Here is a 19,673-nt window from a genome sequence, read left to right on the forward strand (position 1 = left end):
TACCTCCGTATCGGCCTGCGGGTGAGGACCACCCGCGTGCGGTCTGTCTTACGAGAACGGTAGCCACCTCGCACTGGTTCCCCCGCCTCCTTGGCGAATTCGCGGCGTGGCGTGCCGTTTCGTCCGGACATGTCCGCACGCGGGCCGGGTGCGGAGCGGGCCCGTCAGGTGAGGAACGCGGTGGGCGCGGTGAGCGGGGCGGGCAGGCCGAACCCCGCGGCCAGCTCCGCCGCGCGGGGCGCGAGCTCGTCGCAGGTGCGGCGGCGCGCCGCCCACACCTCGTCGAGGATGCCGGGCGGCGCCACCCCCTCGTTGAGCAGGTCGGAGGCGCGGTGCTCCAGCCGGTTCAGCGCGTGCAGGCGCAGGACCGGGCCCAGCGCGCGCGGTCCGGTGTCCAGGGCGGAGGCGAGGATCTCCAGGACGACGCGGTCGGCGCAGGCCGTGGCGGTCCGCGCGGCCAGCACGAGGTTGCCGTTCCAGGCGGTGAAGGGGTCGTCGCCGGCGCGCAGCGCCTCCTCCACCCTCCCGGCGAGCCGGTCGCGCATCCGGCGTTCGGTGTCGCGGGCCAGGAACAGCCACACGCGCGGGGACTCCAGGTCACCGTCGTCGGGCGGACCGGCCTCCGGTTCGGGCGGGACGTAGCGGTCCAGGTCGGCCATGGCGCGGGCGGTGTCGTAGAGGATCAGCTCGTTGTCGCCGCCGGCGTTCTGGTAGGCGTGCGTCAGGCCCCGGTAGGCGTTGAGGCGCTCGACGGCGGCGAAGCCGGGCGCGCCGCTGTGCACCCGGCACGCCGACACCGTCTCCTGCGCCTGGGCGGTCGCGGCCGCCTTCAGCAGCGCCAGGTCCCGGTCGACCGCCGACCACGGCGCCCACGCGGTCGCCGGGCCGCCCGCCGCCCCGTCTCCCGCCGCGGCCGCGGCGGGGCGGGGCGCGGTGACGTGCGCGGCGACGGCGGTGAGGGCGTAGCCGGACGCGAGCGCGCCCAGCACCGCCTCCTGCTGGTTGCGGTAGTCGGTCAGCGGCCGGCGCGGCGCGAGCCGCCCGAGGGTGGAGCGTCCCGCCGAGTGGGCCAGCAGCATCCCCGCCGACGCCCGGGTGACCGCCGCGGACGCCGACACCACCGCCCGCCACACCGGCGGCGCGATGCCCATCGAGCGGGTCAGGCGCGCCGCCGCCGTCCCGGCCGGGTCGTGGAACTCCCCGCCGGCGTCGATGCGGGCGCCGTCGCGCAGCCACGCCTCGAAGGGGACGCGCACCTCGTCCAGCAGGACGGCGGCGTAGTCGATCTGCAGGCCGGACGTCTCGGGCGCCGGCACGATCCGGACGCCGGGCGGGACGGCGCCGTCGGGCCCGCGCAGCGGGACCGCGAACACGAACACCCCTTGCTCGTGGCCGCCGTGGACGAGGGTGGCGTACACGGCGGCGGTCTTGGGGACGTCGGGGTGGGCGGTGTTGGTGGGGAACTTGGCGGCCTGGGCGTCGGGGGTGCTCAGCACGAACCCGCCGGTATCGGGGTCGTGGCGGGCGACGGTGCGGGGCGACAGGTGGCTGTTGCTGCGTCCCGCCTCGGTCATCAGCAGCGCCCCGAACGAGGTCATCGACTCCAGCGAGTCGCGGACCCCGCGCGTGCCGTCCTGCCCGGCGCCGAACCGCAGGATGGGGCCGAGCGCCAGGGTGTAGTGCAGCAGCATCAGGTGGAACAGCGGCGGGTCGGCGATCGCGGCGCGCTCCAGCAGCGCGCACAGCGCCGGCGGGTCCTCCAGCAGTTCGCCGGCGGGCGGCGCGGCGAGCCCGGCCCGCCGCAGCCGCTCGTAGGTGAGCGCGTGCCGCTGCGGCGCGGTGAGCCCGCCGGGGACGGTGAAGAACTCCTCCGGGACGGCCTCCTCCAGCCGGGCCCGGGTCTTGGCGTCCAGGGAGGTGCCGAGCACGAAGCCGGCGAGGTCGTCGGCCTCGGTGGGGAACGTGGTCATGAGCCGTCCCTTCCGTCGCGTGCGGGCGTGATGCCCGAGGCGGCCTTGCCGGTCAGCCCGTGGCGGGGGTGGTCGCGCAGCGGCGCCAGCGTCCGGGCGCCGGGGACGGCCAGCCGCGCGCACTGGCACAGCGCGTTGCCGGTGCCGGCCTCGGTGAACACGGTCGCGCCGGCCTCGTGCACGGCGCGCAGCGTGTCGGGCAGCCGGACGGGCCGCACGATGCAGTCGGCCAGGGCGCGGTGCAGGTCGTCTCCGTCGTGGTAGGCGCGGCCCCGGACCGGCGAGTGCACCGGCAGCTCCAGCGGGCGCTGCGGGAAGCCGCGGATCATGGCGTACCACTCGTCGTCGGCGCCGGCCATCGCCGGGTGGTGCGACAGGTAGGGGACGGCGAGCCGCACGGCGTTGACCCCGCGGCCGCGCGCGGCGTCCAGGACGGCCTCCAGAGGTTTCTCGGGCCCCGACACGACGGTCACCGATGGTGCGTTCAGGCAGGCGACGACCACCTCCGGGGCGCCGGCCGTCTCGATGACGGCGCGGGCGTCGTCCTCGCCGGCCTCCAGCAGTCCCATCCCGCCTCCTCCGCCGCGCCGGGCCAGGACGCCGACGACGGAGACGGCCATGCGGGCGCCGTCGGTGATCGCGAACGCGCCCGCGCACACCAGTGCGGCGATCTCCCCGAAGCTCTGCCCGACCGCGAAGCCGGGGTGGACGCCGTGCGTGCGCAGGGCCCGGTCGACGGCGACGGAGGCGGCGTAGGAGGCGAGCTGCGCGACGCCGGGGGTGCGGGCCGCGGCGCGGTATTCGGCCGGTTCCTCCAGCAGGATCGACCGCAGCGACGGCCATCCGGGGCGCGGGAGGCCCTCCTGGACGGCGTCCAGGACATCGCCGACGGCGCGGGCGGCGGCGCGGCCCGTGGCGGCGAGGCCGGGCAGGTCGGGCACCCCCGCCGAGCCGGTGCCCGGGAACAGGAAGGCGCAGATGTCGTCGGGCTTGAGTTCCCCGGCCGGACGGAATCGGGAGGACGGCACGCGGGGTCTCCTTACCTCAAAGGAAGGCTCTCTTTTCTTTTTGGACAACGGCCGCTTAGCAATGAGTTATGGAACACAAGTCCTGAAATGGGATTATTCACTTAAGGGATGGGGCTGACAACCGTCGGTGCGGTGAGAAGCGGGAGGCACGCGCAATGACATTGCCGGGGACACTGCCGGACGGCGGGCGAGGCTGGGCGATCCGCGGAACCGGGGCCCACCTGCCCCGCGACTTCGTGCCGAGCGACGAGCTGTCCCGCGAGCTGGGCCTGGACCCGTCCTGGATCGAGCGGCGCACCGGGATCCTGCGCCGGCACGTCGCCGCGTCCGGCGAGGCCGCCTCCGACCTGGCCGCGGCCGCCGCGGAACAGGCGCTGGCCGCCGCCGGGCTGGCCGCCGCCGACGTCGGGCTGATCGTGCTCGGCACCTCGACGCCCGACGTCATCGCCCCGTCGACCGCCTGCCGGGTGCAGGCCGTGCTGGGCGCACGCCGCGCCGCCGCGTTCGACATCTCCGCCGCCTGCTCGGGGTTCGTGTTCGGGCTGCAGGCCGCGATCGGCTGGCTGGCCGCCCAGCGCGACCCCGCCCCGCACGCGCTGGTCATCGGGGTCGAGGTGTACTCCCGCTTCCTCAACCGCCACGACCGGGCCACCGCCGCCCTGTTCGGCGACGGCGCCGCCGCCGCGGTCGTCGGGCCCGCCCCGGCGCCCTACGGGATCGGCCCGGTCACCCTCGGCTCGGACGGTTCGGGCGCCGGGGACGTGCTGATCCCCGCCGGCGGCAGCCGGCGGCCCGCCAGCGCCGAGACGCTCGCGGCGTCCGGTCACACCATCCACATGGACGGCCGTGCCGTCCGGGACTTCATCACCGCGATCTTCCCGCGGCTGGTGGCCGAGGCGACCGAGGCCGCCGGGATCAAGCCGGCCGACCTGGCCCTGGTCGTCCCGCACCAGCCCAACCCGCGGCTGGTCGCCTCCCTGGCGCCGGCCGCCGGGCTCGAACCGGGGCAGCTGGCGATCGTCGGGCAGGAGGTCGGCAACATCGGCGCCGCGAGCATCCCCTACGCCCTGGACCGGGCCGTGCGGACGGGCCGGATCGGCCCCGGGGATCCGGTGCTGCTCGCCGGCTTCGGCGCGGGACTGACCTGGGCTCATACCCTCATCACCTGGCCGCCGCCCTGACCGGCCGCGATTTACATGCCTTGCCAGTTATATGCGAAAGGAGTTATGTTCGTTTGCGGTGGGCCGCGCGGGAGCGGGACATGCGTGTGCTCCACCGCCGTCCGGGCAGAACGCGACCGAGGAGAGGCAGGGCGAGATGAGCACCGGCGAGCAGTACCCCGACGGAACGGCCACCCAGCGGGACGGCCGCACCCTGCTGCGCTTCGAGCGCCGCCTGCGGCACCCGCCCGAACGGGTCTGGCGGGCCCTCACCGACCCCGCGAAACTGTCGGCATGGCTCGCCGAGGCCGTCCTGGAACCCGCCGTAGGCGGCAAGTTCGAGCTGCGCTGGCTCAACGCCGGCGACGCCGCCGAGGAGACCACCGCCCGCGGCACCGTCACCGCGTTCGACCCGCCGCGGCTGCTGGAACTGGACTCCGACGTCCACGGCGTGCTGCGCTGGGAACTGGCGCCCGCCCCCGAAGGGACGCATCTGGTGTTCACCAGCGACGTCCGGCTGCCCGGCGAGTACCTGGTCCAGACCCTCGCCGGATGGCACGTCCACTTGGACTACCTCGCCGAGGCCCTCGACGGCGCCCGCGTCGACTGGGCCAACTGGACCACCGTCCGCTGGCAGGTCCACCACGACCGCTACGCCGAACGGCTCGGCGCGCTGGACGCCGTCCGCGCCCTGTACCGGCGGATCCTGGACGGCTGGAACGCCCGCGACGGCGCCGCGTTCGCCGCGCCGTTCCGCGACGACGGCGAGACGATCGGGTTCGACGGCACCCTGCACTCCGGCCGCGAGCGGATCGCCGCCCAGCTCGACCGGATCTTCGCCGGCCACCAGACCGCCCGCTACGTCGCCGCGGTGCGGGACGTGCGGCTGATCGGCCCCGGCGCCGCCGTCCTGCGCGCCGTCGCCGGCATGGTTCCGCCCGGCTCCGCCGACATCGACCCGGCCGTCAACTCCGTGCAGACCCTCACCGCGTCCCAGCTCATGGGCGAGTGGCGCGTCGCGCTGTTCCAGAACACCCCGGCCGCCTACCACGGGCGCCCCGGGGACGCCGAGGCCCTCACCGCCGAACTGCGCGCCCTGCTTCCCGAGGACGGCTGACCGCCCAGGCGCGAGACGGCGGACGGCCCGGGGCCGGGTGGCCTCGGGCCGTCCGCCGTCTCGCGGCGCCTCAGCGTGGGCGGCTCAGTGTGCGCGGCTCACCGCTTCAGCGTGCGCAGGATCTCGCGGGACTCGGCGCGGCGGTCCCAGGCGACCGCGGCGAACACGACCGCGAACGCGGCGGGCAGCAGCGCCCACGCCGGCTCCAGCACCAGGATCTGGGTGAGGGCGGCGCCGCCCATCAGGCCGATCAGGCCGGTCGCGGCGAGCCCGGCCAGCCGCGGGACCACCAGCCCGATCGCGCCGGCGGCCTCGACGGCGCCGGTCGCATACCGGAGCCACTGGCCCCACCCGATCTTGGCGAAGGTCTCGACGGCGTTGGCCTCCCCGGCGAACTTCGGCAGCGCCGACGCGACGAGCAGGAAGGCGGCGAGCAGGATCTGCGCGGCCCACAGCGCCTTGCGCAGCGTGCGACTCTCGCCGGTGGCGGCCTGGGCGGTGGTGAGGGTGTGGGTGCTCACGCTCTGGGTGCTCATGGTCGTGGGTCCTTCCGTGCGGTGTCTCATCGGCCTTCACAGACGCGTCGCACGGCCGGCCGCCGGATCGACATCCCGCCGGATTTTTCTTCGAGATTTTTTCCGGCGCCGTATCAGCCCTGGTGGGAGGCGGTGAATTCGGCCGCCGCAGCGGCGGTGGACCGCACGAACGCCGCCAGCGGGCGGGACCGGGACGCCTCGGGCCACGCCAGCACCAGCGTGGTCGGCTCGGCGTCGCGGACCGGTACCGCCGTCAGGTCCTCGCGCAGCAGCCGCCTGGTGGACGCCGGGAGCACGGCGATCGCGCGGCCGAGCGCGATGAGCTGCATCAGCTGTCCCGCGTCGTGGATCACGGGCCCGCCGCCGGGATCGGAGCCGTGCGGGAGGCCGTGCGGGAGGCCGTAGGCGGGGCGGGCCCGCGGCTCGCCGCCCAGGTCGGCCATCGACACCTCCTCCCGGTCGGCGAGCCGGTGGCCCTTCGGCAGGACGGCGACCTGCGCCTCTTCCAGGAGCTCCTCGACGGCGAGGCCGGTGAAGTCCTGCCGGGGCGCGTACAGCAGGGCGGCGTCGGCGCGGCCGTCCCGCAGGGCCTGCGCCGCCCCGTACCCGAACAGCATCTCCACCGGCACCGCCCCGGGCTCGCGTTCGTAGGCGGCCAGGAGCAGCGGGAGCAGCCCGCCGCCGTCGCCGCCGGGCTTCATCGCCAGGACGAGCCGGGGAGCGCCGGTGCCCGCGCGCCGCGTGCGGCGGACCGCGGCGGCGACGGCGTCCAGCGCGGCGCCGCCCTCGGCCAGCAGCGTCTCGCCCGCCGGGGTCAGGGCGACGCGGCGGCTGGTGCGCTCCAGCAGCGTCACGCCGAGGCGCCGCTCCAGCCGGCCGATCGCCCGCGACAGCGGCGGCTGCGCGATGCCGAGGCTCGCGGCGGCCCGGCCGAAGTGCAGTTCCCGCGCCACCGCAAGGAAGTAGGTGAGCTCACGCGTTTCCACCACGTCCATACCTCCAGGGTATGGATCGCGGTCCGATCGGTGTTGGAGCGGGCCGCGCCGCCGGTGGTGGAGTGAAGGCATGGACGACACCACGACCGCCCTGGTGACCGGGGCGAACAAGGGCATCGGATACGCCGTCGCCGCGGGGCTCGCCGCGCGCGGGATGACCGTGCTGATCGGCGCCCGCGACGCCGGCCTGGGCGAGAAGGCGGCCGCGTCGCTGCGGGACGCCGGGCACGACGCCCGCGCCGTCCCCCTGGACGTCACCGACCCGGCCGCGGTCCGGGACGCCGCCCGGCACGTCGCGGCCGCCACCGGCCGCCTGGACGTCCTGGTCAACAACGCCGGCATCTCCGGCGGCGCCGGCCACCTGCCGGACGAGGCCGACATGGACGTCGTGCACCGCGTGTTCGACACCAACCTGTACGGCGTGATCAGGGTGACCAACGCGATGCTGCCGCTGCTGCGCCGGGCGCCCGCGGGACGGATCGTCAACGTCTCCAGCGGCACCTCGTCGATGGCCGCGATGACCGACCCCGGCCACTACTTCTGGGACACCCCCGCCTCGGCGGCCTACCCGGCGTCCAAGGCGGCGCTGAACATGCTGACGATCCAGTACGCCAAGCGGCTGCGGGACACGGGGATCCTGGTCAACGCCGCCGCGCCCGGCGCCTGCGCGACCGACTTCGTGCTGGACTTCACCCGGCTGACCGGCCGGACCATCGAGCGGACCGCCGAGCAAGGCGCGGCCGTGGCGATCCGGCTCGCCACCCTCGGCGAGGACGGCCCGACCGGCGGGTTCTTCGACGACGACGGCCCCGTCCCCTGGTGACCCGCCGCGGGCCGCGGCCCTCCTGGTAGCGGGCTAGGCGGGGCGGGGGTAGCGGGCGCGCATGGCGTCGATGCAGCGGTCCCGCGACACCGGGCCGCCGAACCGCAGCCGGTCGTAGGCGGTGAACGGCGGCTCCAGAGCGTCGAGTTCGTCGATCAGGGCGTGCAGCCGGTGGTTCCAGGCCGGGCTGCCGGCGTCCGGCTCCTGCGGTGCCGCCTCGATCGCGGTCACCAGCGCGTCCTTGTACCGGATGGTCCGGGGGGTGACAGAGCGCAGGCACACGTACTGCCCGTCCAGGTAGGAGCCCCACTCCTGCTCGGCGGTGGCCCGGTCGTCCCAGTGCGCCAGGAACCATTCCTCCAGCGCGTCGACGCCGCCCGCCTGGTCGGCGAGGTCGAACAGGTCGGACGGCACCATCTCCACGCCGTCGGACCGCAGGTAGCCGGGCAGCGGCAGCCTGCCGTCCAGCATCAGCCGCCGCACCCGGCCGGTGTCGCGGCCGGCGGCGCGGCACAGGTCCTCCAGGTCGGTGAACCACGCGGTGACGTAGGCGTCGTCGGCGGCCGTCATCGGGTGGTCGCCGTTGACCTCCCGGAACCGCTCTGCCAGCCGCGCCTTCAACTCGGGGTCGCTCATGGCGCCGACGCTAACCCGAGATCGTTTCGCCGCCCGCCGAAACGTGGCCGCGCTCACCAGGGGGACAGCACGAGCGCCTGGACGGCCAGCCCGGTCGCCGCCTGCGCCGCCAGCCACGCCCTCGGCCTGCGATGATGCGCGGCGGCGACCATGATCCAGCCGGCGAACGGCAGCCAGATCCGCTCGACCTCGCCCTTGGTGACCCCGGAGACGTCCAGGACGAGCACGCCCAGCAGCGCCGCGCCGGCCGTCGCCGCCACGGCCGCCTCGGGCGAGAGCGCCCGCGCCCGGGCGCCCCGCCACAGCGCCGCCGCCGTGCGGGGCAGCGCGTGCGCGACCGCCGGGCCGGTCAGCAGCCCCAGCACGGCCAGGTTCGCGAACAGGAAGTAGGGGTAGGAGCGCTGCGCCGATCCGCGGCTGATCAGATAGGTGTCCAGGGTGGCGCGGACGCCGTCGGGCCACCAGAACCCCAGCAGCGTGAAGGCGGCCGGGACCACCACCAGCCCGGCACAGGCGGCCGCGAGGACCCGCGCCCGGGGACGCCCGAGCAGCAGCACCGCCAGCGGCACCGCGAACAGCGGCAGCAGCCCGTAGCTCAGATACGGCAGGCACCCGAGCAGCAGTCCGCCCGCCACGGCCGCCGCGGGCGCCCCCGCCCCGGCCCGGCGGGCGGCCACCGCCAGCAGCGCCGTCCCCCACGCGCCCGCGGCCAGGAACACCGCGTCCATCGACGTCGCGACCCACACCGCCAGCGGAGCCGGCACCAGGAACGGCACCGCGGCCCGCGCGGCCCGCTCCCCCGCCGTGCACCGCACCGTGACGGCGATCGCGGCAGCCGACGACGTCCCCGCCGCGACGACGAACGCCGCCGCCCACCCGGTCCCGCCGAGCCCGGCCTTCTCCAGCGCCCACAGCAGCAGCATCGGCAGCGGCGGATGACCCCGCACATGCGTGGTGTAGCCGCCGAGCCGCTCGGTGAACGTCCGCAGCCATTCGAGGGGGTCGGAGCGCAGCTGCGCCAGGCCCGCCGGGTATTCGGTCGGCGCGTCGAGCGGCGCGGCCAGCGCGTGCCAGCCGTCGCCGGCCGCCAGCGTCACCGTCCACACGGCGGCGCCGGCCCACGCGGCCGGCGGCAGCCACCGCCACGGCAGCCGGGCCGCGAGAACGGGAAGCGCCGCCACGGCCAGGGCCGCGAACGCCGCCGCCGGAAGCAGCTGCCAGGTCAGCGGCCGCTCCCGCAGCCGCGCGTGCAGCGGAGGCAGCGGGTCCTCGGTCGCCAGGCCGGCGCGCCGCAGGGACCAGCCCAGCGTGAACGCCGCCGCGATCGCGGCCGCCCACACCGCGACCGCGACCCACCCCGGCCAGGCGCGCCGCCTCGGGGGCGCCGGGGCGTTCGCGCGCCCGCGCGCCCGGGTGAGCGTCATCGGCGCCGCTCCTTCTCCGAGGGCCGCGGGGCGCGCGTCGCCCCGCCGTGCCGGGCACCGTCGCGGACACTGCGGCGGACGATGACGGCGCGGGCCACGGCGGCGCAAACGGCCGTGGCGGCGATGACGGCCAGCACGATCGCCAGGTTGCGGCCGTAGGGCAGCGGAAGGCGGGACGGCTCGTCGGCGCGGCGCCCGTAGCCGAGCACGAGCGGGATCGCGACCGCGGTGACGCAGGCGGCGATGACGAGCGCGGCCCGCGCGATGCGCCGGTTCCCGGCGGGCACGAGCCCGGTGACCAGCCCCGCGAGCAGGACCGCCGGGACCAGGACGCCGTCGTGCAGGATCGCCGCGCCCGCGAACCAGGCGGCCCACCGCGCGACGGGCACCTCCGCGACGATCCCGCGGACGCCCAGGGCGATGAACCCCAGGCCCGCCAGGTAGGCGAGTATCCGCGTCTTCACAGGACCACCAGCCGGTGCACCCACTTGGTCTGCATGACGCCCGGCCGGTTCGGCGCGATCAGGCGGCAGGGGTAGCCGTGGTCCAGGTCGAGGGGTTCGCCGTTCAGGCCGAGCGCCAGCAGCGTCAGCGGGTCGCGCCAGTGCGGGGCGTCGACGCGCGAGGTGCGGTAGAGCCCGTAGGGTTCCAGCGACTCCACCCGCACCCGCGCGTCGCCGGCGACGCCGGCCATGCGCAGCACGTCCCGCAGCCGCACGCCCCGCCAGTTCGCCTCCACGCTCCAGCCCTCCACGCAGGAGATGGGCAGCCGCGCGGTGTGCTGCGGCAGTGCGCGCAGGTCGGCCAGGGACAGCGTGACCGGCCGCGCGACGCGGCCGGTCACCGTGAGCCGCCAGCCGGGGTCGCGGGCGGCGGAGGTGACGCCGGTCGCGGCGGCCGACTTGTTGACCGGGACGCCCTGTGGGCCGTCTCCGGGGCGGCGGGGCGCCAGCACCGCCAGCCGCGCCAGCGGGGTGAACGCCTCCCCCACCGTGGTCAGGGCGACGACCCCGCTCGCGGCGGCGACGGTGAGCAGGAAGCCGCGGCGCCCCACCGCGTCCTGCGGCCTGGTCATCACGGTCCGGCGCGCTTTGGACCATTCGTTGGCCACGTGGATGAGCAGCGCCCCGAAGAGGATGTAGGCCGTCCAGTAGTGCGCGGTGGTGAAGTAGAACCGGAACGCGTACCAGTAGCCGATGTTCAGCACTCCGGTGACGAACTGGAACAGCGCCGCGCCGACCAGGACGAACACCAGTGCGCGTTCCACGCCGTGGACGATCGAGCGGACCGGCGGCCACTGCCACAGCTTCGGGTAGACCGTCCACAGCTTGGCCAGCAGCAGCGGCACCGTCGCCAGCCCGCCGATGACGTGCACGCCCTGGGTGACCCGGTACAGGTTCACCGGACGCGACGGCCACAGCATCCACCCGGCTGGCTGCTGCATGAAGTGGCTGACCAGGCCGGTCCCGAACGAGACCAGGATGCTGACGCCGAGGGCGATGCCGAGCCAGGACGCGACCCGCTCGTCGTGCAGGCGGCTGGTGAACCGTCCCGGCAGCGTCGTCAGTACCGCCGGCGGTTTCGGGAGCGTGGGTCTCAGGAGCGCAGGGCGACGAACCATCTGTCCGCCTCCTCCCAGAATTCGGTGACGGTCGCGGCGCACTCGGCGGCCAGCCCGGCGACGGCGTCGGCGGACACGTGCGCCCAGGGGAACCATTCGCCGACCGACCGGTCCGACCGCAGCCGCAGCGGCTCGGTCCGCGACCCGGCGCCGGGCGGCTCGACCTCCATCAGCACCCGCCCGGCGGGCGCCGGCAGCGCCAGGACGCGGCGCAGCAGCGCGGCGGGGTCGCCGCCGATGCCGATGTTGCCGTCGGCGAGCAGGACGGTGCGCCAGCGTCCGGTGCCGGGCACGCGGCCGAACACGTCCCGGCACAGGGCCGGGCCGCCCGCCGCGACCGTCAGAGCGACCGCGGAGGGGGCCACGTCGATGCCGAGCACCGGCAGACCGCGCCGGGCGAGCGCCACGGTCAGTCTGCCGGGCCCGGAGCCGACGTCCAGGGTGGGGCCGGCGCAGCGGTCCAGCAGCCCGCCGTCGCCGGGGCGCAGGGCCAGCCAGTCCCGGACGGGCAGCGGGCGGCGGCGCCCGTCGGCGTGCTCGATCTCGACGGCGGCGCCGCCCTGCAGGGCCTCCTCGTACAGTGCGCCGATCATGCCGGGACGGTCCGGGTTCCGAGGCCGCGCACGGCGGCGGCGAACCGGCCGCCCGCGGCGGCCTTGGCGACGGCGCGGGCGTCGGCGGGGGTGTCGACGTCGGTCAGCTCGGGCAGCAGCCCGACGTCCAGCCCGGCGGCGCGCAGCCGCGCGAGCTGGACCGCCCCGGTGCCGGGCCGCGACATCGGGACGCCGCGCAGCAGCCGCGCGTCGGGGCGGCGCAGGCCGAGCAGCCAGAACCCGCCGTCGGCGGCGGGGCCGAACACCGCGTCGCGGTGTGCCAGCTCGCGGCCGGCGCGGCCCAGGAGGTCGGGTGTGACCTGCGGGGTGTCCATCCCGATCAGCACGAGCGGGCGGCCGCGCCAGGCGTCGTCGAAGGCGGCGGCGAGGCGTTCGTCCAGGCCGCGGCCGCGCTGGGCGATGACGGTGAACCCGTCTGGCAGCCACGGGCCGGGGGTGCCGGCGAGCGCGAGGATCCGGCGCGCGGCCGGTGCGGCGGCGACGGCGGCGAGGGTGTCGCGCAGCGACGCCTCGGCGAGCGCGGCGGCCTCGGCGGGGGTGTAGGCGGGCGTCAGCCGGGTCTTGACCCGGCCGGGGACGGGCTCCTTGGCGATGACGATCAGGTCGGCGGCGGGTGTGCCGGTCATGGCGTGACCTCCGCCAGGACGCGGCGCATGTCGCGGACGGCGCGGACGGTGCCGGTGAGCGTCCCGGTCACCTTCGAGGTGCCGGTGCGGGGGCGGTAGGCGACGTCGATCTCCCCGACGCGCCACCCGGCGTGCGCGGCGCGCAGCACCATCTCCAGGGGGTAGCCGAACCGGCGGTCGGCGATCCCGAGGGCGAGGAGCCCGTCGCGGCGGGCGGCGCGCATCGGCCCGAGGTCGCGCAGCCGGGTGCCGGCGCGCCGGTTCAGGGAGCGGGCCAGGACGGCGTTGCCGAGCCGGGCGTGCGGCGGCCACGCGCCCCGCCCGGACGGCCGCCGCCGCCCGAGCACCAGCCCGGGCCGCCCGGCGGTGCCGAGGTCGCCGAGCGCGGCGACGAGCCGGGGCAGCTCGGCGGGGTCGAGGGAGGCGTCGGCGTCCATGACGCACACCACCTCGGTCTCGGCGGCCAGGATCCCGGCGTGGCAGGCGGCGCCGAAGCCGCGGACGCCCGCCGGGACGACGCGGGCGCCGTGCTCGGCGGCCACGCGCGCGGAGTCGTCGGTGGAGGCGTTGTCGACCACCAGCGGCCGGAAGCCGCCGGGCATCCGCGTCAGCACCCAGGGCAGTGCCTCGGCCTCGTCGAGGCACGGGAGAACGACATCGATCACAGCTCAGACGCTACTTTCCGTGACAGGGGAACGACCCTTACGAACTGGTGACGGGCCGCCGCGCGAACTCGTCCATGCCCTCGGCGAACGGCACCGAGGGGGAGAAGCCCAGCTCGCGGCGGGCGCGGTCGGGGCGGGCGACGATGTGGCGGACGTCGCCGAGCCGGTAGCCGCCGGTCACCCGCGGCTCCGGGCCGCCGAACACCCCGGCGAGCGCGCCGGCCATGTCGCCGATGGTGCGGGGCTCGCCGCTGGCGATGTTGTAGGCGCGCAGCCCGCCCGACTCGGGCGGCCCGGCCGCGACCCGCTCCAGCGCCAGCACGTTGGCGCGCGCGACGTCGCGGACGTGGACGAAGTCGCGCCGCTGCGCGCCGTCCTCGAACACCAGCGGCGCCTCGCCGCTCAGCAGCCGGGACCGGAAGATCGCCGCGACGCCGGCGTAGGGGGTGTCGCGCGGCATCCGCGGCCCGTAGACGTTGTGGTACCGCAGCGCCGCGACGGCCCCGCCGGTCGAGCGCGCCCACGAGGCGGCCAGGTGCTCCTGGGCGAGCTTGGTGTCGGCGTAGACGTTGCGGGGGCCGGGCGGGGTCTCCTCGCCGACGGCGCCGGGTGCCAGCGGCCGTCCGCAGGCAGGGCAGGCGGGCTCGAACCGTCCCGCGCGCAGCTCGTCCTCGGGGCGGGGCCGAGGGCGGACCGCACCGTGGGTCTCGCAGGTGTAGGCGCCCTCCCCGTACACCACCATCGAGGACGCCAGCACCAGGACGCCGACGCCGGCGCGGGCCATCTCGGCCAGCAGCACGGCGGTGCCCTGCACGTTGACGGAGGTGTAGCCGGGCAGGTCGGACACGTCGACGCCGAGGCCGACCTTGGCGGCCTGGTGGCAGACGGCGTCGACGCCGGCCAGGCGGCGCGCGACGGCGGCGGGGTCGCGGACGTCGGCGGGCGGGCCGCCGAGCGCGTCCGGGCGCAGGTCGAGCCCGCGGACGCGGTGGCCCGCGGCGGTGAGGGCCTCGGCGACGTGCGAGCCGATGAATCCGGCCGACCCGGTGAGCAGTACGTTCATGCGGACGAAAGTAGGACGCGGGTCGCCTTCCCGTCGCCGCGAAAGGCACCGTCAAGGCACCTTGTTCGAACCTTGTAAGAACTTCACCCGTCCCCGCCGGGCAGCGGGTCGGGCGGCGGGGCCACCAGCGGGGCGAGCAGGCCGGCGGCCTTGTCGACGTCGGCCTCGGTTGTGGTGAGGTGGAACGCGCAGCGCAGCCGCCCGGCCCGGACGGCGGCGATCACGCCGCCCCGGCGCAGCAGGCCGGCGGTGCCGTCCGGGACGGGCACCGACACGATCGCCGAGTCGCCCGGCGGCAGGCCGAGCCCGGCGCGGAACCGGCGCGCCAGCACGACGTCGTGGTCGTGGATCGCCGGGATCCCGACCTGTTCCAGCAGTTCCAGGGCGGGGGCGTGCCCGGCCCAGCACTGCCATGCCGGGGACAGGTCGAGGCGGCGCGCGTCGCCGGCCAGGCGCAGCGGCAGCCCGTAGACCGAGTCCCAGATGTCGGCGCCGGCGTACCATCCGGCGCCGATCGCGGGCAGGGCGTCCAGCGCTTCGGGGGTGCCGGTGAGAAAGCACGTGCCGCGCGGGCCGAGCAGCCACTTGTAGCCGCCGGCGACCAGCCAGTCGACCCGGTCCGCCGGCAGGGGCAGCCACCCGGCGGCCTGGGTGGCGTCCAGCAGGATGCGGGCGCCGTGCGCGCGGGCGGCGCCGATCAGGTCGTCCATGGGGGCGATGCGGCCGTCGGCGGACTGGACCGCCGACACCGCGACCACGTCGGTGCCGGGCCGGACCTCGTCGGCGATCCGTTCCAGCGGGACCGACCGGACGGAAAGGCCCGGCCGGGCCGCGAACGGGAACAGCAGCGAGGTGAAGTCGCCGTCGGCGACCAGGACCTCGGCGCCGGCGGGCAGCGACGCCGCGACCAGCCCGACGAAGTAGGACACCTGCGGCCCGCACGCGACGCGGCCGGCGGGGACGCCGAGCAGCCGCGCGAACGCCTCCCGCCACCGGGTCACCGCCTCGTCCAGCGCGCCGGGCGTCAGCAGCCCCGCGGCCCGGTCCCGCTCGGCCGCCAGCATCGTCTCGTGCGCGGCGCGCGGCGGCAGCCCGTAGGTGGCGGTGTTGAGGAAGGCGACGCCGGCACTGAACTGGCGCTGCGCCTCCTGGATGGAAAGGCTCATGCACCGATGGTCGGCCACTCGCCTGCCATAGCACAAAGTACGGTTTTCTTGGGCACCCATCAGCATGGTTGATACCTTGCGGGGATGCTGGACCTGCACCGGGGCCGGATCCTGCGCGAGGTGGCCAGGCTCGGCTCGATGACCGCCGCCGCCAAGTCCCTCGCCTACACCCAGCCGGCGGTGTCCCATCACATCGCGCGGCTGGAGGCCGAGGCCGGCACCCCGCTGGTGGTCCGGCACGGCCGCGGCGTCCGGCTGACCGAGGCGGGCCGGATCCTGGTCGAGCACGTCGAGGACGTCCTGGCCCGCCTGGACGACGCGCAGGAGCAGATCGCCGCGATCGCCGGGCTGCGCGCGGGGCGGGTCAGAGTCGCGGCGTTCCCGACGGCGGCGGGCGCCCTGCTGCCCGACGCGCTGACCCGGCTGCGCGCCCGCGCGCCCGGGGTGTCGGTCACGCTGGTGGACGCCGAGCCGCCCGAGGCGCTGGCGCTGCTGCGGGCCGGGGAGACCGACATCGCGGTGGTGTTCCGGCACGTGTCCATGCCGCCGGAGACCGACGCCCGGTTCCGCGAGGTCGTGCTGCGCGACGACCCGCTGCGGCTGCTGGTCCCCGCGGCGCACCCGGTCGCGTCGGCGAAGCGGCCGCGGCTGGCGGACCTGGCCGGTGAGACGTGGGCGTCGGGCTGCGCGCGATGCCGCGACCATCTGCGGTGGGCGTGCGGGAAGGCGGGTTTCGTCCCCGACATCGCGTTCGCCACCGAGGACCACGTCGCGATCCAGCGGCTGGTCGCGCGGGGCCTGGCCGTCACGACGCTGCCGGGGCTGGCGCTCGACCTGCACACCGAGCCGGGCGTCGCGGCGCCCGGGGTGCCGGACGTCGGCGGCCGCCGCATCAGCGCGGTCGTCGCGGCGGGACCGCGCCCGCCCGCGGTGGCGGCACTGCTGGACGAGCTCGCCGCCATCTCATAGGCCCGTCCCAGCGGGCGTGCGATAGTGGGCGCGTGGCACCCGAAACCCCCGTACGCGCGACCGGTCCGCACAGTGTCCGCAGGGAGCGGGGGCCGTCGCCGTCGCTGACGGCCCGGCACGGGATCGGGTTCGCGATGAACCCGTGCGCGAGCCTGCTGCGCCTGTACGCCGAGGCGGGCCCGGTCGCGGTCGTCGGGACGCGCCGCAGGCCGTTCGTGCACCTGTTCGGCCCGGACGCCAACGCGTTCGTGTTCGCCAACTCGGGGCTGTTCCGCTGGCGGGAGGCGTTCGACCTGCTGGTGCCGGTGAACGGGGAGACCGCGCTGATCGTCAGCGACGGCGGCGCCCACCGCAGGAGACGGCGGCTGGTCCAGCCGGCGTTCCATCACCGCCGGGTCGGCGGGTATGTGGCGCGGATGGCGGCCAACACCGACGCGGCCCTGGAGTCGTGGCGGCCCGGCCGGACGCTGGACGCCTACGCCGAGCTGCGGGCGGTGATCCGCCGCAGCACGGTCGAGGTGCTGTTCGGCGACCGGCTCGCCGCCGACAGCGAGGTGATCGGGCGGCGGCTGCAGGTCGCGCTCGCCGCGATCGACCAGAACTTCGTGCTGCAGATGATGCTGCGGTCGGTCCCCAACCCGTACATGCGGCGGGTCGCCGCGTCCCGCGCGCTGGTCGCCCGGCGGGTGGACGAGGAGATCGACCGCCGGCTGGCCGAGGGCGGCGAGCACGACGACGTGCTCGGCATGCTGCTGGCGGCCCGCGACGAGGACGGGACGGGCCTGACCCGCCAGGAGCTGCAGGACCAGGTGATCAGCCTCATCTCCGCCGGATACGACACCACCAGCGCGGCGATGGCGTGGGCGTTGTACGCGCTGCTGGCGCATCCGGACGCCGAGGCGCGGGCGCGGCGCGAGGTCGCCGAGGTGGTCGGCGACCGGCCCGTGCAGGCCGCCGACCTTCCCGCGCTGACCTTCCTGGACGGCGTCGTGAACGAGACGCTGCGGCTGTTCCCGCCCGCCGTGCTCAGCGCCCGCGTCCCCGTCGAGGACATCGAGTACGCCGGGCACCGGATCCCGGCGGGCGCGATGGTGTTCTACTCGCCGTTCGTCACCCACCGGATGCCGGAGGTGTGGCCGCTGGCGGGACGGTTCCGCCCGGACCGGTGGGACCCGTCCTCGGACCTGCACCGTCCCACCACGCCGGCGACGTTCCTGCCGTTCGGCGGCGGCCCGCACCGGTGCATCGGCTCGACGCTGGCGACGGTGGAGATCAAGACGATGCTGGCGTGCCTGCTGCGCCGCACCCGGCTGCGCCTGGAGTCCACCGCCGCCACCCCGACGAGCGTGACCGCGATGCGCCCGCGCGGCGGCCTGCCCGTCCGGGTCCTGTAGACCCGCCCTCCGGTTCTCAGCTCTGGCGCAGGCACACGCAGAACGGGTGCCCGGCCGGGTCGGTGAGGACGCGCCAGCGGTCCCCGCCGGGCTGGAACTGCGGCCTCGCGCCGCCGAGGCCGATCACGGTCTCCTCGGCCTTGTCGAGGTCGTCGACGTAGAAGTCCAGGTGGAACTGCTGGGGCCGCTCCCCCTCGGGCCACGTCGGCGGCCGGTGCCCGGAGACGCCCTGGAAGTAGACGTCCAGGCCGTTCGGCAGTTTCACCGCGGCGGCCTCGGGGGTGTCGTAGGTGACCTCTGCGCCGGTCACCGCCGCGTAGAACGCCGCGAGGGCCGGCGGCTCCGGGCAGTCGATGTTGACGGCGATGAACTCCGCGAAACCGGACATGTATGTGCTCCTTCGGTCGGTACGCCTCCATGCTTCCAGCCGTACCTGACACCTTCTGTCAGGTACGGGCGAACAGTTCGGCGTTGCGTTCGCACCAGGCGGCGAAGGTGCGGGGCGGGCGCCGGAGCAGCCGTTCGACGGTGCCGGTGCGGACGCCCGCGGTGTCGGCGCGCATGAGGGCGTACCACTCGACGATGGCGTCGGCGAACTCGCGGGGGGCGCCGCCGGGGAACCGCGCCCGGACGGCCTCCTCGGGCGTCGCGGCCTCCCGGACCTCGATGTCCCGCCCGGCCGCCGCGGCGATGATCTTGACCTGCTCGGCGAGGGTGAACAGCTCGCCGCCGGTGAGCGCGTAGGTCCGCCCCTCGTGTCCGTCCTCGGTCAGGACGGACACAGCGCGAGTACCTGATGAGCGCCCTGACCAAGATCCACCGCGCTGCCGCGGCGCTGGACCCCGGGGAGTCCTAGCGCGAGGGGCCGGGTTCCGCGGCCTGTGACAGGCGGGCCGCCATCGCGGCCAGGCGCTCGCGGAGCTCGGGCGGCTCGCGGACCTCGAACCCGATGTCGAGGTAGGCGATGCGCAGCGCCGTCCATTCCAGGGAGTCGGGGGCGGTGCGCAGGACGCAGGAGCGGTCGTCGACGGGTTCGACCTCGGCGCCGGTCACCCGGAACCGGTCGGCCAGCTCCTCCGCGGACGCGTGCACGAGCAGCACCGCCCGCCGCAGCGGGCGCCGCCGAGCCAGCGAGCGGGTGACGAACGCGGCGGCGTCGGCGGCGGGCGGCTCGCGGGGCGTGAACCGGGCTCCGGTCGGGCGCGGGCCGGACAGCCGGTCGACGCGGAACGTCCGCCAGTCCCCGCGGCCGATGTCGAACGCGACCAGGTACCAGCGGCGCCCGGCCGACACCAGCCCGTGCGGCTCGGCCACGCGGCGGGTCTCCCCGTCGCCGGCGTCCCGGTAGGCGAAGCGGACGCGCTCGTGGTCGCGGCACGCGGCGGCCAGCACGGTCAGGGTCTCGGGGTCGACGGCCGGCCCGGCGGGCGGCCCCGTCAGCGGCGTCGTGGCGGCGTGGACGGCGGTCACGCGGCGCCGCAGCCGGGCGGGCAGGACCTGTTCGAGCTTGGCCAGCGCCCGGACGGACGCCTCCCCGATGCCCTCGACCGCTCCCCCGGTCGCGGCGCGCAGCCCGACGGCGATCGCGACGGCCTCCTCGTCGTCCAGCAGCAGCGGCGGCATCGCGGCGCCCGCCTCCAGCCCGTAGCCGCCCGCCGCGCCGAGCGTGGCGTGCACGGGGTAGCCGAGGCCGCGCAGCCGCTCGACGTCGCGGCGGACCGTGCGGGGGCTGACACCGAGGCGCTCGCACAGCTCCGGGCCGCTCCATTCGCGGCGGCCCTGCAGTAGGGACAGCAGCCGCAGCAGACGTTCCGACGACATGACCCCAGTATCCGCGCGAAGGAGGCCGGATCCTGACCGCATTGC

Annotated in this window: 21 protein-coding genes; 5 read left to right on the forward strand and 16 right to left on the reverse strand. The window is 76.1% G+C overall.

Features of this window, described 5'->3' with window-relative positions; translation table 11 throughout:
* Positions 1 to 164: 164 nt before the first annotated feature.
* On the reverse strand, positions 165 to 1,970 hold the full coding sequence (locus ACQPXG_RS23735; RefSeq protein WP_433461303.1) for an acyl-CoA dehydrogenase family protein: 1,806 nt from the start codon (positions 1,968 to 1,970) through the stop codon (positions 165 to 167).
* On the reverse strand, positions 1,967 to 2,998 hold the full coding sequence (locus ACQPXG_RS23740) for an ACP S-malonyltransferase (RefSeq protein WP_433461304.1): 1,032 nt from the start codon (positions 2,996 to 2,998) through the stop codon (positions 1,967 to 1,969). Before ACQPXG_RS23740 ends, ACQPXG_RS23735 begins: the two co-directional genes overlap by 4 nt.
* A 155-nt stretch (positions 2,999 to 3,153) precedes the next feature.
* Here ACQPXG_RS23740 and ACQPXG_RS23745 point away from each other — a divergent pair, with 155 nt between their 5' ends.
* Positions 3,154 to 4,179 (forward strand): 3-oxoacyl-ACP synthase III family protein, encoded by a 1,026-nt coding sequence (locus tag ACQPXG_RS23745; RefSeq protein WP_433461305.1) that lies wholly within the window; start codon positions 3,154 to 3,156, stop codon positions 4,177 to 4,179.
* Positions 4,180 to 4,315: 136 nt separating this feature from the next.
* Complete coding sequence (locus ACQPXG_RS23750) at positions 4,316 to 5,275, forward strand: SgcJ/EcaC family oxidoreductase (protein WP_433461306.1); 960 nt, start codon at positions 4,316 to 4,318, stop codon at positions 5,273 to 5,275.
* Positions 5,276 to 5,373: 98 nt separating this feature from the next.
* Here ACQPXG_RS23750 and ACQPXG_RS23755 read toward each other — a convergent pair whose 3' ends face one another.
* Both ACQPXG_RS23755 and ACQPXG_RS23760 read right to left on the reverse strand, forming a co-directional pair.
* Positions 5,374 to 5,811, reverse strand: coding sequence for a DoxX family protein (locus ACQPXG_RS23755; protein WP_433461307.1), 438 nt, complete (start codon positions 5,809 to 5,811; stop codon positions 5,374 to 5,376).
* 113 nt (positions 5,812 to 5,924) lie between these two features.
* Positions 5,925 to 6,806 carry a LysR family transcriptional regulator gene (locus tag ACQPXG_RS23760; RefSeq protein ID WP_433461308.1) on the reverse strand — a complete coding sequence of 294 codons (882 nt, stop codon included), beginning with the start codon at positions 6,804 to 6,806 and terminating at the stop codon, positions 5,925 to 5,927.
* 70 nt (positions 6,807 to 6,876) lie between these two features.
* Between ACQPXG_RS23760 and ACQPXG_RS23765 the strand changes: the two genes are divergently transcribed.
* The gene (locus ACQPXG_RS23765; protein WP_433461309.1) at positions 6,877 to 7,629 is read left to right on the forward strand and encodes an SDR family oxidoreductase; all 753 of its coding nucleotides are present in this window, start codon (positions 6,877 to 6,879) and stop codon (positions 7,627 to 7,629) included.
* A 33-nt stretch (positions 7,630 to 7,662) separates the two neighbouring features.
* Here ACQPXG_RS23765 and ACQPXG_RS23770 read toward each other — a convergent pair whose 3' ends face one another.
* From ACQPXG_RS23770 to ACQPXG_RS23810, 9 genes are all read right to left on the reverse strand, one after another.
* Positions 7,663 to 8,265, reverse strand: coding sequence for a DUF6058 family natural product biosynthesis protein (locus ACQPXG_RS23770; protein ID WP_433461310.1), 603 nt, complete (start codon positions 8,263 to 8,265; stop codon positions 7,663 to 7,665).
* 53 nt (positions 8,266 to 8,318) lie between these two features.
* A complete protein-coding gene (locus ACQPXG_RS23775; RefSeq protein ID WP_433461311.1) occupies positions 8,319 to 9,689 on the reverse strand; it encodes a hypothetical protein in 1,371 nt (456 codons plus the stop codon).
* Complete coding sequence (locus ACQPXG_RS23780; protein ID WP_433461312.1) at positions 9,686 to 10,153, reverse strand: hypothetical protein; 468 nt, start codon at positions 10,151 to 10,153, stop codon at positions 9,686 to 9,688. The genes ACQPXG_RS23775 and ACQPXG_RS23780 overlap by 4 nt, the downstream gene beginning before the upstream one ends.
* Positions 10,150 to 11,310: a molybdopterin-dependent oxidoreductase gene (locus ACQPXG_RS23785; RefSeq protein ID WP_433461313.1), complete on the reverse strand. Its 1,161-nt coding sequence runs from the start codon at positions 11,308 to 11,310 to the stop codon at positions 10,150 to 10,152. Before ACQPXG_RS23785 ends, ACQPXG_RS23780 begins: the two co-directional genes overlap by 4 nt.
* Positions 11,286 to 11,903, reverse strand: a complete 618-nt coding sequence (locus tag ACQPXG_RS23790; protein ID WP_433461314.1) for a class I SAM-dependent methyltransferase — start codon at positions 11,901 to 11,903, stop codon at positions 11,286 to 11,288. The genes ACQPXG_RS23785 and ACQPXG_RS23790 overlap by 25 nt, the downstream gene beginning before the upstream one ends.
* Complete coding sequence (locus ACQPXG_RS23795) at positions 11,900 to 12,550, reverse strand: TIGR04282 family arsenosugar biosynthesis glycosyltransferase (RefSeq protein WP_433461315.1); 651 nt, start codon at positions 12,548 to 12,550, stop codon at positions 11,900 to 11,902. Before ACQPXG_RS23795 ends, ACQPXG_RS23790 begins: the two co-directional genes overlap by 4 nt.
* A complete protein-coding gene (locus tag ACQPXG_RS23800) occupies positions 12,547 to 13,215 on the reverse strand; it encodes a glycosyltransferase family 2 protein (protein ID WP_433461316.1) in 669 nt (222 codons plus the stop codon). The genes ACQPXG_RS23795 and ACQPXG_RS23800 overlap by 4 nt, the downstream gene beginning before the upstream one ends.
* 37 nt (positions 13,216 to 13,252) lie before the next feature.
* Positions 13,253 to 14,278 (reverse strand): NAD-dependent epimerase/dehydratase family protein, encoded by a 1,026-nt coding sequence (locus ACQPXG_RS23805; protein WP_433461317.1) that lies wholly within the window; start codon positions 14,276 to 14,278, stop codon positions 13,253 to 13,255.
* 83 nt (positions 14,279 to 14,361) lie between these two features.
* Positions 14,362 to 15,444, reverse strand: coding sequence for an aminotransferase class V-fold PLP-dependent enzyme (locus ACQPXG_RS23810; RefSeq protein ID WP_433461318.1), 1,083 nt, complete (start codon positions 15,442 to 15,444; stop codon positions 14,362 to 14,364).
* A gap of 84 nt (positions 15,445 to 15,528) precedes the next feature.
* Between ACQPXG_RS23810 and ACQPXG_RS23815 the strand changes: the two genes are divergently transcribed.
* Both ACQPXG_RS23815 and ACQPXG_RS23820 read left to right on the forward strand, forming a co-directional pair.
* Entirely contained in the window at positions 15,529 to 16,413 is an 885-nt protein-coding gene (locus ACQPXG_RS23815) for a LysR family transcriptional regulator (RefSeq protein ID WP_433461319.1), read from the forward strand.
* Between the two features lie 32 nt (positions 16,414 to 16,445).
* Positions 16,446 to 17,807: a cytochrome P450 gene (locus ACQPXG_RS23820; protein ID WP_433461320.1), complete on the forward strand. Its 1,362-nt coding sequence runs from the start codon at positions 16,446 to 16,448 to the stop codon at positions 17,805 to 17,807.
* Positions 17,808 to 17,823: 16 nt separating this feature from the next.
* Here the strand turns inward: ACQPXG_RS23820 and ACQPXG_RS23825 are convergent, their stop codons facing one another.
* The 3 genes from ACQPXG_RS23825 to ACQPXG_RS23835 all read right to left on the reverse strand — a co-directional run bounded on the left by ACQPXG_RS23825 (position 17,824) and on the right by ACQPXG_RS23835 (position 19,628).
* Positions 17,824 to 18,195: a VOC family protein gene (locus tag ACQPXG_RS23825; protein WP_433461321.1), complete on the reverse strand. Its 372-nt coding sequence runs from the start codon at positions 18,193 to 18,195 to the stop codon at positions 17,824 to 17,826.
* 58 nt (positions 18,196 to 18,253) lie between these two features.
* Positions 18,254 to 18,589, reverse strand: coding sequence for a hypothetical protein (locus ACQPXG_RS23830; protein WP_433461322.1), 336 nt, complete (start codon positions 18,587 to 18,589; stop codon positions 18,254 to 18,256).
* Positions 18,590 to 18,659: 70 nt separating this feature from the next.
* Complete coding sequence (locus ACQPXG_RS23835; protein WP_433461323.1) at positions 18,660 to 19,628, reverse strand: helix-turn-helix transcriptional regulator; 969 nt, start codon at positions 19,626 to 19,628, stop codon at positions 18,660 to 18,662.
* Positions 19,629 to 19,673: the final 45 nt, after the last annotated feature.

The sequence above is a fragment of the Spirillospora sp. CA-128828 genome (assembly GCF_050945415.1).
Classification (GTDB): Bacteria; Actinomycetota; Actinomycetes; order Streptosporangiales; family Streptosporangiaceae; genus Spirillospora.

Excerpts from the sequence above, each read along its gene's own strand:
- ACQPXG_RS23735 (WP_433461303.1), bottom strand. The coding sequence starts at position 1,970 with ATGACCACGTTCCCCACCGAGGCCGACGACCTCGCCGGCTTCGTGCTC.
- ACQPXG_RS23760 (WP_433461308.1), bottom strand. The coding sequence starts at position 6,806 with ATGGACGTGGTGGAAACGCGTGAGCTCACCTACTTCCTTGCGGTGGCG.
- ACQPXG_RS23790 (WP_433461314.1), bottom strand. The coding sequence starts at position 11,903 with ATGATCGGCGCACTGTACGAGGAGGCCCTGCAGGGCGGCGCCGCCGTC.
- ACQPXG_RS23810 (WP_433461318.1), bottom strand. The coding sequence starts at position 15,444 with ATGAGCCTTTCCATCCAGGAGGCGCAGCGCCAGTTCAGTGCCGGCGTC.
- ACQPXG_RS23835 (WP_433461323.1), bottom strand. The coding sequence starts at position 19,628 with ATGTCGTCGGAACGTCTGCTGCGGCTGCTGTCCCTACTGCAGGGCCGC.
- ACQPXG_RS23785 (WP_433461313.1), bottom strand. The coding sequence starts at position 11,310 with ATGGTTCGTCGCCCTGCGCTCCTGAGACCCACGCTCCCGAAACCGCCG.
- ACQPXG_RS23745 (WP_433461305.1), top strand. The coding sequence starts at position 3,154 with ATGACATTGCCGGGGACACTGCCGGACGGCGGGCGAGGCTGGGCGATC.
- ACQPXG_RS23815 (WP_433461319.1), top strand. The coding sequence starts at position 15,529 with ATGCTGGACCTGCACCGGGGCCGGATCCTGCGCGAGGTGGCCAGGCTC.
- ACQPXG_RS23750 (WP_433461306.1), top strand. The coding sequence starts at position 4,316 with ATGAGCACCGGCGAGCAGTACCCCGACGGAACGGCCACCCAGCGGGAC.
- ACQPXG_RS23775 (WP_433461311.1), bottom strand. The coding sequence starts at position 9,689 with ATGACGCTCACCCGGGCGCGCGGGCGCGCGAACGCCCCGGCGCCCCCG.
- ACQPXG_RS23825 (WP_433461321.1), bottom strand. The coding sequence starts at position 18,195 with ATGTCCGGTTTCGCGGAGTTCATCGCCGTCAACATCGACTGCCCGGAG.
- ACQPXG_RS23765 (WP_433461309.1), top strand. The coding sequence starts at position 6,877 with ATGGACGACACCACGACCGCCCTGGTGACCGGGGCGAACAAGGGCATC.
- ACQPXG_RS23770 (WP_433461310.1), bottom strand. The coding sequence starts at position 8,265 with ATGAGCGACCCCGAGTTGAAGGCGCGGCTGGCAGAGCGGTTCCGGGAG.
- ACQPXG_RS23755 (WP_433461307.1), bottom strand. The coding sequence starts at position 5,811 with ATGAGCACCCAGAGCGTGAGCACCCACACCCTCACCACCGCCCAGGCC.
- ACQPXG_RS23805 (WP_433461317.1), bottom strand. The coding sequence starts at position 14,278 with ATGAACGTACTGCTCACCGGGTCGGCCGGATTCATCGGCTCGCACGTC.
- ACQPXG_RS23795 (WP_433461315.1), bottom strand. The coding sequence starts at position 12,550 with ATGACCGGCACACCCGCCGCCGACCTGATCGTCATCGCCAAGGAGCCC.